Annotated in this window: 11 protein-coding genes; 7 read left to right on the top strand and 4 right to left on the bottom strand. The window is 46.0% G+C overall.

What is annotated here, in order from left to right:
- Positions 1–49: 49 nt before the first annotated feature.
- Complete coding sequence (locus DESLBE_RS12990) at positions 50–394, bottom strand: cupin domain-containing protein (protein WP_015943036.1); 345 nt, start codon at positions 392–394, stop codon at positions 50–52.
- 167 nt (positions 395–561) lie between these two features.
- Complete coding sequence (locus tag DESLBE_RS12985; RefSeq protein WP_011459309.1) at positions 562–1,833, bottom strand: helix-turn-helix domain-containing protein; 1,272 nt, start codon at positions 1,831–1,833, stop codon at positions 562–564.
- 204 nt (positions 1,834–2,037) lie between these two features.
- On the opposite strand from DESLBE_RS12985, the gene DESLBE_RS12980 reads away from it, so the two are divergent.
- The 7 genes from DESLBE_RS12980 to DESLBE_RS12945 all read left to right on the top strand — a co-directional run bounded on the left by DESLBE_RS12980 (position 2,038) and on the right by DESLBE_RS12945 (position 12,493).
- Positions 2,038–3,204 carry an MFS transporter gene (locus DESLBE_RS12980; RefSeq protein ID WP_011459310.1) on the top strand — a complete coding sequence of 389 codons (1,167 nt, stop codon included), beginning with the start codon at positions 2,038–2,040 and terminating at the stop codon, positions 3,202–3,204.
- A 670-nt stretch (positions 3,205–3,874) separates the two neighbouring features.
- On the top strand, positions 3,875–4,102 hold the full coding sequence (locus tag DESLBE_RS12970; RefSeq protein WP_005808637.1) for a hypothetical protein: 228 nt from the start codon (positions 3,875–3,877) through the stop codon (positions 4,100–4,102).
- A gap of 21 nt (positions 4,103–4,123) precedes the next feature.
- Positions 4,124–6,703 (top strand): molybdopterin-dependent oxidoreductase, encoded by a 2,580-nt coding sequence (locus DESLBE_RS12965; protein ID WP_005808635.1) that lies wholly within the window; start codon positions 4,124–4,126, stop codon positions 6,701–6,703.
- Between the two features lie 12 nt (positions 6,704–6,715).
- A complete protein-coding gene (locus tag DESLBE_RS12960) occupies positions 6,716–7,516 on the top strand; it encodes a 4Fe-4S dicluster domain-containing protein (protein WP_005808634.1) in 801 nt (266 codons plus the stop codon).
- A gap of 38 nt (positions 7,517–7,554) precedes the next feature.
- Complete coding sequence (locus DESLBE_RS12955) at positions 7,555–8,808, top strand: MFS transporter (protein ID WP_011459312.1); 1,254 nt, start codon at positions 7,555–7,557, stop codon at positions 8,806–8,808.
- Positions 8,809–8,939: 131 nt separating this feature from the next.
- Positions 8,940–10,181 (top strand): MFS transporter, encoded by a 1,242-nt coding sequence (locus DESLBE_RS12950; protein WP_144677146.1) that lies wholly within the window; start codon positions 8,940–8,942, stop codon positions 10,179–10,181.
- A 263-nt stretch (positions 10,182–10,444) separates the two neighbouring features.
- Positions 10,445–12,493, top strand: coding sequence for a sigma 54-interacting transcriptional regulator (locus tag DESLBE_RS12945; RefSeq protein WP_035213438.1), 2,049 nt, complete (start codon positions 10,445–10,447; stop codon positions 12,491–12,493).
- Here the strand turns inward: DESLBE_RS12945 and DESLBE_RS12940 are convergent.
- Together DESLBE_RS12940 and DESLBE_RS12935 are read right to left on the bottom strand one after the other, a co-directional pair.
- Complete coding sequence (locus tag DESLBE_RS12940) at positions 12,490–13,380, bottom strand: DMT family transporter (RefSeq protein WP_011459315.1); 891 nt, start codon at positions 13,378–13,380, stop codon at positions 12,490–12,492. The two genes, DESLBE_RS12945 and DESLBE_RS12940, sit on opposite strands and share 4 nt — an antisense overlap.
- A gap of 219 nt (positions 13,381–13,599) precedes the next feature.
- Positions 13,600–14,823, bottom strand: a complete 1,224-nt coding sequence (locus DESLBE_RS12935; protein WP_144677144.1) for a zinc ribbon domain-containing protein — start codon at positions 14,821–14,823, stop codon at positions 13,600–13,602.
- Positions 14,824–14,828 lie beyond the last annotated feature (5 nt).

Below are 14,828 nucleotides of genomic sequence, written 5' to 3'. Positions count from 1 at the left end.
CATGATTCAACTTAATTTGAATCACGGTACCTGTCCCCATTTTTCACTTTTAACCTTCATTGATGATGAGTGCCATCATAACGAGATCCTCATCAGTATTATTTTGCAAGCCGTGGCTTTCCCCTACTTTGATAACGCATACATCTCCAGGGCCGACTTCACTGCGTGTTCCGTCGCTATCAGTGAAGATTCCTTTTCCGGAAAGAATGTAATAGGGTTCAGTGTTGCCGACATGCTGGTGATAGCCGATGCTGCTATGGGGTTTTACCGTGACTTTGGCGTAGACATTGGCGTGTCCCATCAGTTCTTCTTTAGTCAGGATGTGGGAGAATACCACACTTCCTTCACCGCCCCGAGCGTTATGGACTGTTTCATCAATAGTTTTTCTAATCATTACAAGTCCTCCTTATCAGGTCTGATTGCTATAGCATAACTCTTTGTTACGAATGCAATGCAACGCTGCACTGAATAAAGCTACACTGAGTCTAGTATACAAACACTCAGACATAGGTGTAAAGCTCATTTCTCAGCAACATGTTTACGTGAAGGATTCGACGGAGACTATATTCGGGGCATTGAGATGTTCAGCAGCTCCAGAATTTTAAAGGAAAAGTAAAGATAATGCAAGGTGTCACTATGATTCAAATCCATATTTGTCAGCTTTTCGATTTTTTCCATACGGTTAAAAAAAGAATTGCGATGAATATTCAGCGAGGCCGCTGAAGAGGTGGTATTTTTGAAATTGAAAATATAGGTATAAAGGCTGTAGGCATACTCGCTTTTATTTTGTTTATCGTAATCCAGAAGCTTTATGATGCCGGGGTGGATGAGTTTATAGAGACTGTAGAGATCCTCATTATCCCTCGTAAAATTAATAATCAGGTGAAAAATGACATAATCCTCGTATTGGAAAATAGAGCGGTCGGTATGGATAAGCTTGCCTATTTTAAGAGCCTCTATGGATTCCAGATAAAAGTAACGCAGCTCTTTAAGAATGTAAAAAGGACGGCTGATGCCTGCTTCCAGGTTATAAGCCAAGATAAATTGCCTTAACCCCTCCAGCTCTGTTGCAAAGAAATGTTTCGCATTCTCAAAGCTGGCAATCAGAACAATTTTACGGTTATGAATAACTCCTTTAGCTTGGCTTAAATGCAGCTCCAATTCATCCTTCAGATAAGGAAGGGTGGAGGTGGTCCTGTCCCAATTGCTGATGTCAATGGTTATAACACAGAGAATGCCTTTCAGCGTCGAGCTGAGTTGTTTCAGCTGTTCATCCATATGTTTTAAGTTTTTGGGTGTTCCTTCCAGTAAATCGTAGAGAAAGGCTTCGTGGGATAGCTCCCGGGAATAGATGACGTATTTGTTTTTTTGCAGTTCTATGGATACCGCTTGGCACAGCAGGGAGGCCACATCCAGATCTCCTTCCTTAAAATCCCTCTGGTGGGCGCAGATAATGATGTGAGCGATATGCTTGCCATCAATCATAATTTTCCCTATGATGCGGGGATATTTAGAGTAGGCATCTGCCCAGAAAAAAGGATAATCACTTTCAGCAATTTTTTCGATCAGTTTATTGTCCACATAGTAAGAAAAGGTTTGAAGAGAGTTGCCTTCAGTATGGACGGTCTCATTCCATACAGGATCATCCTCTACGGGGGATTCCCCCGTTATAGCCAGGACATTGGCACGCAAGTCCATAATGGAAAAGGGGTTCTGAAGCAGTTCATAACCGATAGCGACAAGAGATTGAAGAGATGAGTCCGAACACAATGTCTTCAATAACCTTGTAGATAATGAGGTCTGTTCATGAAGAGAAGAGGTTTTCATATCCATGCCTCCTATTTCAATCCGTTATACTATGCACTATGCACAGTTTAATCTGCAAAAAAACAGATAATCTTCCATAGGTCGAAGAGAATAAGAAGGAGAATTATTGAAGGGCTATTTATGCGCAAAGGGTAGCGTTCGAAAACCAGAGTTACCCTTAGTTTACCTCTAAAGAATATAGTTTCCAAGCACTAATGCAGGAGGTCTATTATGAGTAAAGGTAAGTTAAAATTTGGGGTGCTCGCTGTGAGTGCTATGGGGATGGGTGCGATGGTCACCAATCCAGTATTAGCCGATATCATGAAAGCTTTTCCTGATATTGATCCCACTACAGTCATGCTGATTTCCGGTCTGCCCTCATTGTTCATAGTGTTCTTTGCACCGATTTACGGAAAATTGACCCAATACTTTCCGAAGAAAGCTCTTTTAGCTTTTGCATCCCTTTGTTTTGTCCTGGGCGGATTTTTGCCGGCCTTCATGACCCATTTTACCCTGATTTTGGCTATGCGCTGTCTGTTGGGAGTCGGTCTTGGTTTTCTGATGCCTATGGCAGCGGATTTGATCTCCGATTTCTTTGACGGACACGAGAGACAGACAATGATGGGATTCCAATCGGCTTTTACCAGCATCGGCGGTATTATGTATCAGATGGCCGGGGGATTTCTTGGCTCCTTTGGCTGGAATCATGCTTTTTACGCCTATCTGCTCGGAGTTATCATCTTCCTGGCCGTCCATTTTACCCTTCCGGAACCCCAACGAAAAACAGCTCCACAAGGTGAAAAGTTAAAAATGCCTGGTAAGGTTTATCCTTCTTTCATCGCTTTGTTTGCTTTTCAAATGATTTTATTTATTCTCACCAACAATGCGGCGGTGATGCTCGATGGGGAAAAGATTGCCGATGCTTCCTCTATTGGCGTAGCCCTAACCCTTATGACCGTCGGTGGTCTCATCGGAGGTTTCTTCGCTGGGAAGGTCATGAGAGTGTTAAAGGATTATACCTTTACCTTGCTTTTCCTCCTCTTCGGAGTTGGCTTTGGTATAGGCTACACCTCTTATACCCTTGCCCAGTTTTTTGTGGCAACGACGCTCATCGGTCTGGCTATGGGGGTCCTGGTGCCTTCTTACTGGGTAAAGCTTTCTGTCACGGTCCCACCTCCTTTAGTAGCCTTAGCCATTTCCATCGGCGTCAGCGCCATGAATATTGGCGGCTTTGTTCAGCCCTATGTTTATGACGGAGTCAGGAAGCTCTTTGGGCTTCAGATCGGCAGAGATTCTTTTTTAGTAGCGATGATCGCCAGTTTGCTCATGGCTGTCTTTGTTCTGACTGAAGCGATAGTTGCGAAAAAAGGCAGTTTAAGGGATGTGTCCGCCCGCTGAACCAGCCGGCCATGTCGCAGGCGGCACTGGTAGAAGATAAAAGACGGATAGGCCGTTGCCATCTGGGGCTTATTGTTATGAAAGGCCTTAAATGGCGTTGTATTGGAAAATATTAAAAAGCACGAAATGGTTGAGCCATTGTCGTGCTTTTTAATATTTCAGGAGACGGATGGAGTGGATGAGTGCCAATCAACGGTAAGTCATGGAGCATGGATTTTCTATTTTATAGACAGAGTTTCCATAGGAGACAGGTTTATTTATATAGATCTCAAAAAAAGTGGATAAATCAGCCGTTTAAAAATTGGCATGATATTTGCATTAAAAGCGTGAGGGGTAAAGAGCATTATCGGGATGGAGGTTGCTTCAGAATAAGTTCTTCAGTAGAAAAGATTCCCAAAGTGGAGGAGGTGAGGCGGCAGTTCAAATCTATGTTCAAACCACACAAATGTGAAAGATAACTTATTCCCAATGGGTGAGGCATTTCATTTAGCAGATTTATGTCTTGAGGTCAGTTAAGAAAAAGGAGGAGGTACGAGTATGTGTTTTAGACCCCCTACAGTAAACAAGCCCATAAAATGTCCCTCTTGCGGAACATTGAATCCTGCCAATCTTAAACGATGCAAAAAGTGTCAAGAGGCGTTAGAAACTGAAGAAAAAAAGGAAAGCAAAGATGCAGAAAAGTAGAGCGGGCCAAGCAGTGGAAGGTACCCTGGGAGGTGAAGTCATGCCTAAGAAAGAGTTTGCATTACCCTATAAGCAAACCAAGGATACTGTGGTGAATGCCCCAAAGAAATGTCCGAATTGCGGAGCTTTGTGTGCATCAACCATGAAAGTCTGTACGAAATGCAAAACCGATCTGACTACGGAAGATTCCGGAGATCATTCTGCACAAGGATAAGAAAAGCAAGGAGGAAATTCAATGTTAAACAAAGATGTCAAAACAGTATACAAGGGAACAGGTCTTTGTTCTTTTGGCGTAGGCGCGAATCTTGCGGAAATTGACGTGAAAGACGGCAAGGTGGTTCGTACTCGTCCTGCCCGCTATGACAAAGCTTATGACCTGGAACAATTCCGCCCCTGGACGATCAAAGCCCGGGGCGGTGAATTCAAAGCCAGCACAAAATCGGAAATTCCGCCTTTTGCCATCGGCTATAAGAAAAGGATCACATCCCCGAACCGCATTCTTTACCCTTTAAAAAGAGAAGATTGGGATCCCAATGGGGAAAGAAATCCGCAAAACAGGGGAAAAAGCAAATTCGTTCGTATCAGTTGGGATGAAGCAACCGATATCATCGCTTCAGAAATCCGCCGGATTGAGAAAGAATACGGTCTGGAATCCGTCTTGCTACAATGCGATGGTCATGGTGAGACAAAGGTCGTCCATGCTGCTCACGGCTGCAATACCCGCTTGTTCAATCAACTGGGCGGATTCACCATGCAAGCTCGGCAACCTGACAGCTGGGAAGGATGGTATTGGGGAGCCAAACATGTTTGGGGTCAGGATCCCGTGGGTCAGGCCGACATGGGCAATCTGCTTTTGGATATTGCGGAAAACACGGATATGCTGGTTTTCTGGGGATGCGATATGGAAACCACTCCCTGGGGCTGGGGCGGCCAGCTCCCCAGCAGATATTGCAACTGGCTCAGTGATATCGGTGTCAAACAGATCTATATCTGCCCGGATGTGAATTACGGCTGTGCCGCCCATAATGATAAGTGGATTCCTGTCTTCCCCAATACGGATGCCGCTCTGCATCTGGCTATTATGTATACCTGGCTTGTAGAGGACACCTGGAATAAGGAATATATCGAGACCCATGCCGTAGGCTTTGAATACCTCAAAAAATACATCCTGGGAGAAGACGAGGATAAAACACCGAAGACTCCCAAATGGGCTGAACCTATCTGCGGCGTTCCGGCCCGTACGATTAAGGCTTTAGCCCGTCAATGGGCAAAAACCAAAGCTTCCATTGCTCACTGCAACGGCGGTTCACTGATTCGCTCCACTTATTCTCATGAACCGGCCCGCCTGGAAGTTTGCCTGATGGCCATGCAGGGCTTAGGGGAAAGGGGCCGTAATATTGTCAAGTTTATTGAATGGAACTTCTATGGTATGGATTCTCAAATGCCCGCCCCCCGTTCGGAGATTGTTCCCACACTCGATCCCGCTTATCGTGGTTTTAACTTTGTTCAGCCTGCTTCCTTTATTCCCAAAACCTTAATTCCCAAAGCCATCTTAGGGGACTACACAGATGAGAATCCTCTGAAATGGCAAGGCTTCACTTTAGCCGGCTGGCCGCGCTGGGATCAGTTCATTGAATACCAATACCCCATACCCGGGGCTAAAGAACTGCATATGATCTGGACGGATACACCCTGCTGGACCACCTGCTGGAACGGCGGCAACTCTATGATCGAGGCTTTGCGCAGTGAAAAGATTCAGACCGTGGTTGCCCAACATCCCTGGTTGGAAAATGACTGCCTCTATGCCGACCTGATCCTGCCTATTAATACTAAGTATGAAGAAAATGATATCGGTGTTGATAATGTGGGCGGTAACTTCTGCACCTTATATATGGAGGATAAAGCGATTGAACCTCTGGGGGAATCCAAGTCCGATTGGGAAGCCGTTGGCGAAGTGGCCAGGAAACTGGGCGTTTACGATGCCTATGTGGAAGGGAAAACCGAAGAGGAATGGATCCGCTTTGGCTTTGAGAACTCCAATGTTCAGCATCTTATGTCTTTTGAGGAGTTTAAGGAAAAAGGCTATATCATCACACCAACCGCCGAGAACTGGGAGGAGGGTACCCGCGGCTTTGAAAACTTCTACAACGACCCGGAAGAATATGCCTTGAATACCCCCACCGGCAAATTGGAGATTTATTCTGAAGAACTGGCCAATAATTTTCCGGACGACGATGAGCGCGGACCCTATCCGAAATTTATTCCTTTTGGAGACAGACATCAGGAAAGCCGGCTCCACCCCCGCAGCGAAAAATATCCTTATCTCATTGTTTCCAACCATCCCCGCTGGCGTGTTCATGCCAATATGGATGATGTGACCTGGTTTAGGGAAATCGAAACCTGTAAAGTGGTTGGACCCGATGGCTACCAGTATGAGCCTGTTTGGATTAACCCCAAGGATGCAGAAAAGCTGGGAGTCAAGAGCGGTGATGTGGTAAAGGTCTTTAATGACCGCGGCTGGACTTTGGGTGGCGTCTATGTAACCGAGCGGATCATGCCGGAAGTCGTCTTGCAGGACCATGGCGCAAGACTTGACCCCATCGAGCCGGGAATCAGTGATCGGGGTGGTGTGAATAACCTGATTTGTCCTACTGAGACAACCTCCAAGAATGCTCCTGGGGAATGCACCAGCGGTTTTCTGGTTGGAATAGAGAAAGTTGATGTCTTTGCTTTGGCCAGGCAATATCCTGAAGTCTTCAGCCGCAAGTATGATCAAGGCATCGGAGTCAGCATTGAAAACTACGTCAAGCTGTAAGGAGGAGTTAAGATGAAAGTATTTGTCGTGGATGTGGCCAAATGCAACGGCTGCTATGGCTGTCAGGTGGCTTGTAAAGATGAGCATGTGGATAATGACTGGATGCCCTATGCCCAACCGCAGCCGGATACGGGCCATTTTTGGATGAAGTTGAAGGAAAAAACTCACGGCCAGGTTCCCAAGGTGAAGCTGGAGTATACGCCCTATCCCTGTATGCATTGTGATGATGCGCCCTGTATAAAGAAAAGTGAGGCTTTCTATAAAAGAGAAGATGGATTGGTCATTCTCGATCCGGTCAAAGGGGAAGGCCAAAAAGACTTAGTGGAGGTCTGCCCTTACGGAGCTGTTTATTGGAACGATGCTTTAAATGTTGCTCAAAAATGTACAGGTTGCGCTCATTTGGTGGAGGAAGGCCAACTCCCCCGCTGTGTGGACTTTTGTGCTACAGGAGCTCTGCAGTTTGGCGATGAAGAAGACTTTGCCGAGGAGATTGCGCAGTCAGAAACTATGGAGCCCGAATGGGGAACCCACCCCAGAGTCTATTATCTCAATTTACCTAAACTGTTTATCGGCGGGGAAGTCTGGGACCCGGAACAGGATGAGGTTATCGAAGGAGCTAAGCTGATCTTAACCGGCACCGACGGTTTGACCAGGGAAACTCATAGTGATGCCTTCGGGGACTTTTGGTTCCGTAAGGTAGAAGCTGGAACCTATAGCCTTAAGGTGGAAGCAGAAGGCTACCAGACTGTGACTAAGGATAGGATTGCTCTCAAAGAAAGTTACAATATTGGCGATATTCCCCTGAAAAAATAGACTTAATCCTCAAATAAAGGGAAAGAGAGGGATTAATAATGTCTAAAATAAAGGCTTGGTTTATGGCTATCATTACGATTCTAACTACGGTTATTTTTGCTGCAGGTCTCTTCAAAGTCGCTGGAACCATGATGTTTATAGTAGGAGACTTAGGTATCAGCATGACCGCCGCAGGCATGCTCATGTCTGCCAACGGAATCGCGGCAACGATCATTTCCATCCCCGGCAGCGGGATCATGCAGAAGATCGGTCCCCGGCGAGTGGTTCTCATAGCTTTGGGAATTATTTTCGCAGGCAATGTGGCCGGCGCGTTAACTGCCAGCTATGGTATGCTTTTAGCTACCCGCTTTATAGAAGGGGTTGGCTTTGGCCTGATGGGCATGGCAGCTCCTCCGATTATCAGCGCCTTGTTCCCTCCGGAGAAGCGTGGATTACCCATGGGAATCTGGACTCTTTGGGTCTCTTTCGGCTCCATGTTCATTCTCAATGCTTCCAACTATGTAACACCGAACTATGGATGGAGAGGAAACTGGTGGCTGGTTGCGGTTCTGTCTGTGGTCTTCTTTATTATCTTTGCCTTGACGGTAAAACTGCCTGAAGGAGACAAGGCTGCCGAGCAGGCGGCTATGGAAGACATGGATAAACCCAAAGAGTCTTTGGGCAAGGTTCTCATGACTCCCGGCCCCTGGTGCCTTGCTGTCGGGTTCTTCGCCTTTGCTATCGCCAACGGTTCTTACGCTGCTTTTTATCCCATGTATCTCCAGGACAGTTTGGGGATGAATCCTGCAGCTGCCAATAGTGTGAGCAGTATAGCCAATATCACCATGATCATCGGCGGTATTCTAACCGGCTTTGTGCTCACCAGGATTCCCAATAAAAAACACAGTACCCTCTACCTGGGAGTCTGGATTATCTTTACCCTTGTGTCGGTAGTTCAGTTCAATATGCCCGCTGTGGGAATGGTTATTCCCTTTATGATGCTCTACGGTATCATCTGTCAGAGTATCCCTCCGATTCTCCTGAATCTTGCTCCGGAAGCTGCAGCAACTCCGGCCATGCTGCCTATCGCCATGGGGGTTATTATGTTTGGACAGAGCCTTGGCGGTATCTTGACCAATATCATCTGCGGGCGGTTTGTTGACATTTTCGGCTCCTGGGGAGCCCTGGCGATCCCCATAGGAATCTGTTGTGTCCTTGCTACCATTGCAGCGGGGCTTTTGATTCCCATCATGAAGAAGAAGTATGATGTTGCACCATACGGACTGAAAGAAATGCAAACCATAGAAAAATAAGCTGATAATTACACAAGTACCTTTCTGTGGCCTGCAGATTGCAGCCCACAGAAAGGCTTTCCTGCTTTTCCTGACTTGGGTGGGTCCTTCCGGTGAGACGCCCGATGGGCCTGAAAGGGATGAGGTGCAGTATGAAGAAGAATCCATGGGTGGTTGCAATGTTTGTGATTCTGACCGGAGTTACCTTTGCCATGGGTCAGTTCAAAGTTCCCCCGACCATGACTGCTGTTATGGAGGATATGGGAGTGGGTTTGACCATGGGTGGTCTCCTAATGTCTGTGGTGGCCATTACTGCCATAGTATGTGCATTATTTGGTGGAATTCTGACGGTTAAGTTCCGCCCCAAAAAGCTGGGAATGTTTGCTCTGGGCTGCACGTTCCTGGGCAACCTGGTGGGGTTTTTTGCCAAGGGGATTGAACTCCTGCTTGTGGGCCGTCTCTTGGAAGGAGTGGGATTCGGCTTGATTACAGTACTGGCGCCGACGATTATTGCCGAATGGTTTCCTGGTGAAAAGAGAGGGCGGCCCATGGCTTTATGGACCATGTGGGCACCTTGCGGCATATTGATTATTTTTAACGTGTCTAATATCATTATGGAGTATTTTACCTGGCGGGGTGTCTGGGCTTTTACGACAATTCTCTTTGCGGTGATGCTGGTACTGTTTAAGATCTTTGTGGATGACCCTGAGGATGCCGGGATGGGGAAGGCATCAGTCAGCTTAAGCAAGGAGTGGCGGGCCATTTCTCTGGAGATCAAGTCCCCGGAGATCTGGATGCTTACACTCGTTTTTACTATATTCGGACTGGGCTGTGCAGCCTATTCCACCTTTGCCCCCACCTTTTGCGTAGAGCATCTGGGCATGGATCTGGCGGCTGCCAATATAAAAACCAGCCTTATGACCTTTGGCATGGTGGCCGGAGTTTTTTTTATGACGGCCATATTATCCTATATTAAGAATCTCAACCGTCTGCTGGTCATTGTCACGGTCATTACCGGTATTTTTTTCTCCCTGTCGTTCTGTCTGAATGCCGAATGGCAGGTCATACCTTTTGTTTTAGTCAATGGCATTGTTTTGCAAATGATTCCACCGGTGGTTTTTGCCGTTGCTCCTGACGCAGCACGCAGCCCTCAAACTTTGGGAGTTGCTCTGGGAATAGCCACGGCGGGGGATCATTTGGGGGCCTTTGTCGGTACGGTGGTTTTAGGTGCTATTGTCGAAAGGTATGGTGGCAATTGGCTGGCAGCCGTTCCCGCCATGATACTTTTTTCCTTGATAGGGATCATCGGAGCAGTAAACTTTTGGTATCTGATGAAGCGGCGCCGGAAAAATATCCGGACCACTGCCGCATTAGCTCAGCCCTTCGCCCACTGATACTATGAAAAAATCGGTGCAGGTAGTGAGAATTATTTTAAGCGCGACATAATCCAAAATCCGCTTGAGAGCTGCACAGGCTGTCAAGCGGATTTGTTGGCATATCAGAAAGCATAAGTCTGCAGGCGAAAATTTAGGCTTAAATATATTGAAGAATAGCAGTTAGTGTTATACTTAACAAGGTGACCGTATTAACTAATGAATCCCAGGCATAACTGTTCTTGACAGCCCAAATCTTCAATAATGCAAGAGGTGATGATGCTATGGACATCAATGTAGAACTTCCCATCGAAGCCCTGCCTTTAAAGCTTGGATTAAACGAAGATGCCCAGGTGGACTTTAGTATCTGGGGAAAGGTTAAAGAGGCTAAACTAAGATATTTAGAACAAAACGAAGATCCTAGAAAATCGCCTTACGTCCCTATTGAAGTCGCTGAATCTTGGATACGATCGAAAAATTATGGTGTGGACCCTTATAAGTCAGTTCAAGCCCATCAATTGTCACCGAAAGAAAAGATAGTTTTGGCGGAAAGAAAAGAGATGTTGATCCAAACGGCAGTTCCTTTAATGAAGAAATACTTAAGCCTGTTATCTGCTTCGGGTTATACCATGCTGTTGACTGATGAACGCGGAGTTATCCTGTTCATTGAAGGAGATAAGGAAAAGGTTCCCGAAGAGGAGTTTGGAACTATCGTTAGTGAAGATGTAACAGGAACCAACGCCCACACCTTATGTGCTATCCTTCGCAAGCCTGTCCAATTCATTGGTCCCTACAACTATTGCATTCATTTAGATGAGAATATTGTATCATCGACACCGATTTTTGATCAGTATGGTGATCTGATTGGAACGCTTACCATATATCAGTTGTTTGCCGAGAAAGATATCTATAATATGCAAGCTCATTCGCTGGGCTGGATCACATCTATGGCCTATGCTATTGAAAACCAGCTTAAGTTAAAGCAGGCCAATGAAGAGCTAAGTTTGAGCAATGGCACCTTAGAGGCGACTCTAGCCGTCGTCGAAGGGGGATTAATAACCTTGGATAAGCGCGGAATGACTGCCCATATTAATAATGAGGGCTGCAGGATACTTGGTATCACCCAGGAAGAGACTTTAGGGGAACACTTCACAAAGTATCTGCAAAACGATAAAATTACGGGAATACTTAAAGACGGTAAAGCTGTCAGCAATCATGAAATTATCATAGATAATGGAGAAACGGAAAAGCAATATGTAATGTCTATTTACCCTATTGTTCCCCAAGACACATGCAATATCAATGACAAGCTAAATGGTATTGTTATTCATCTCTCCAGGATCGAAAATCTTAAGAAACTCGTCAACGATTGGCGAGGAGCCAGTGCAACATATTTTTTTGAAGATATCCAGGGAAAGGATCCGCTGTTCCTGAAAACTGTAGGAATTGCCAGGCAGTATTCGAAGCTTTATGCCAATGTCCTGATTCATGGAGAAAGCGGGACTGGGAAAGAGTTATTTGCTCAGGCGATTCATAATGCCTCATGCCCCGAAGGCCCTTTTATTTCAATTAACTGTTCCGCTATGCCGCGAAACCTCATTGAAAGCGAACTATTCGGTTATGAGGGCGGGGCTTTTACCGGTGCGGAACGAAAAGGCCGTCCCGGTCTGATTGAACTGGCTAATGAAGGCACCCTCTTTTTAGATGAAATCGGAGATATGCCCTTGGAGATTCAGCCTGTTTTGCTGCGGGTTCTGGAAGAGAAGAAAGTGATGAGGGTGGGAGGCAAAAAATATATACCAGTTAGCTTCAGGGTTATCTCAGCCAGCAATAAAAATCTGAATATCATGGTTCAGGAAAAAACATTCAGAGAGGATCTGTATTACCGCTTGGCAGTATTTAAACTACAGATTCCTCCCTTAAGAAAGCGCCCGGATGACATTATTAGCCTTGCTCAGTTTTTCATAAAGGGCACAAGTCAAAAAGTCGGGCGAAAAATGCCGGTGCTGAGCAAAGCAGCTCAAAAAGTAATTAAAGAATATGCCTGGCCGGGAAATGTGCGGCAGCTGGAAAATTCCATGGTATATGCAGTGAGCTTAACTCAAGGTGATGTGATCGGGGCCGAAGACTTGCCCGACGATATTACGAACCCCATAACTCCTGAGAATTCAAGGCTGTTCAGTTCAGTGATGTCTTTAAGGGAAATGGAAATCACAGCCATCAAAAATGCCCTGGAACAAACCAATCAGAATATCGCCAATGCGGCAAATATTCTGGGGCTGGGTAAATCAACGCTTTATAAGAAGCTTAAGGAATATCATTTAGAGTATTAATTTCGTTCATTGTTTTCCTTCTGGTTCTTGACGGCGACGGCCATAGTGGTGGCAATGAGAATCAGAAGGGTTCCTACTACTTGCATTGGGGTCAGAACTTCACCCAGCAGCAGATAGGCCAAAATCAATGCAAAGGGAATTTCGATTATGCTGATCAGGGTACCAACCGATGAACCGATTTTCTGCACTCCTTTTAGAAAGAGAACCACTGGCAGGATTGTACCCAGGAAGGCCATGGCGAAGCCTAAGAATAACTGATACGGTGTGATGGAAAGTAAGGCAGGAAGATTATGCGGAAAAATAAGGGCCGAAATCACCAGACCCATTAAGGAAATCGTGAAGGTAATGGTCCAAATCCCATCTGTTTTTACTACTCTCTGCCCCAATAGAGCATAAATGCCGTAGGCAACAGCTGACAAAACCGACAGAATAAGTCCCAGAGGAGATAAAGCCGTGCTGCTTTCAATATACAGCCCGGAAATAAAAAATAGACCAAGCAGTGCCAGAATCAGCCCAACGATCTGTGCAGCACCGATCTCTTCGTGGTAAAAGATAACAGCCAGGACGGCTACCAGTGCCGGGTGCGCGAACAGAATAACAGTTGCCAGACCAGCCGATAAGTATTTAACCGCCAGAAAGAAAGTGATGGCGGTAGCTATAAAAAATATCCCCTGAAAAAGTACCACCCGGGAAAACGTCAGTAAAGGCTCTTTGCGGGTGATTAAAAGAAAAAGGCCCAACAAAATGACAGTGGCAAAGAGGCGAAGCACTATGACCAAACTCATCTCTATGCCGGTATTATAAATATACTTTCCAAGGATGCCCAGAGTAGAATAAAAAACAGCCGATAAAATAATAAGAAGATACCCTTGGTTGCGATCAGACAAGTGCTAACCCCTTTCATATTGAACAAGTTATTTGGGAATTTTATCACGTTGATAATAACATAACCAGGCGGCAGAATCTATAAAATGCATGCACATCTCACAAGTCAAAATGGGATTAAAATGTTTCAGATTCGGTCAATGGAAAAGGCCGTTGTTCACTGAACGCTAACATTTAGTGAACAACGGCCTCTTTTGATGCAAGGCAACGAATCTGGAGTGTTAAAGCTTCGTCCCACATTGAGAACAATAGCTGGCGCCTTCCCGCACCTTTTTGCCGCAGGTAGGGCAGAAGTTTACAGATTCCCTCTCCGACTCTTCGGAAGAAGTACCTTCATAAGAAGGTACGGAAGGGGAATGGTAGGGAGATTCAGGTGCTGAATAGGGATTTTCCGGCGGAGTATAGAGGGGAGTTGTCGATGCAGAGCCATAAGAATCTTTCGCAACAGATTCGGAAGAAGTGTTCCAGGGTGTATGGGGTGAATCGGTTGGAGAAGGAGAAGACGGCTCAGCGGGGGCACCCATTCCTGGGTCATGGCTCGCCTGGCCCGGGCTGGGAGAGTAAATAGTGGCGATAAGCGGGGGCTGATCTTCTTCTTCAAGAGTCAATACCCAGACAATAGGCAGAACCGTTAGGAAGGGAGTAGTAAGCAAAGTGAGGATGAAACCAATGTCGGGGGAGCCGCGATAGATGGCATTGACTAACAGCTGGATACCCAATAGGGTAAAAAATGCTCCCCATAAGGGTCCCATATGGCGGCGGTAGAAGTGCCAACTCTCTTTAAAAGCTTGCCCAAAAGCAAAGCTGTTATGATTCAACATATAGTAGGGGGCCGCGGTGATCCACGGAGCCACAAAGAGGCCTACAGCCATAAGGACAAGAATATAAATCAAGCCAAACATGGCCAGGGAATAAGGGGACTCAAACCTCATTGCCAAGAAGATTCCCACACCGATCGCAACACTGCTGATCAAAGTCACTATGGCATACCAGCCTAAGACCCGGGGCAGCCCCTTCAGCTTAATGTCCCGAAACTGTGCTTTTTCAGTGTAAGCTTTTTTGGTAAGGTGAAAAATTCCTGTAAAAAAAACACTGCCTATCAGTATACTCAATATCATAAGGATGGCTATGCCGCCTAATAATCCCGGCAGCATGCTCATAAAAGGTGCTAATTCTTCCCAGCCAAAAGCATAGTCCAGGGATGGACCGTATTCATATCCCGGGGGGACCGGGATATTGGGATTCATATAGGGGGCCGGGGAAAAGGAAGGGTTCCAGCCATTCATATCGAAAAAAGGCAAAAAGGTTGCACTAAGGGAAATAACGGTGATAATGAATTCTACTAAGGCCAAAAGAATAAAAAAGCCAAAGAGAGGGAGGGCCATTCTCTTAAAAGTTTCAATAGTTTTTTTCATGCGGTCGGTCCAGGTCACTATGTATCCCACCTTTC

Origin of the sequence: Desulfitobacterium sp. LBE, from assembly GCF_007830365.1 — a bacterium.
Lineage (GTDB): Bacteria > Bacillota > Desulfitobacteriia > Desulfitobacteriales > Desulfitobacteriaceae > Desulfitobacterium > Desulfitobacterium hafniense.
This window is presented reverse-complemented; position numbering and strand designations above follow the sequence as displayed.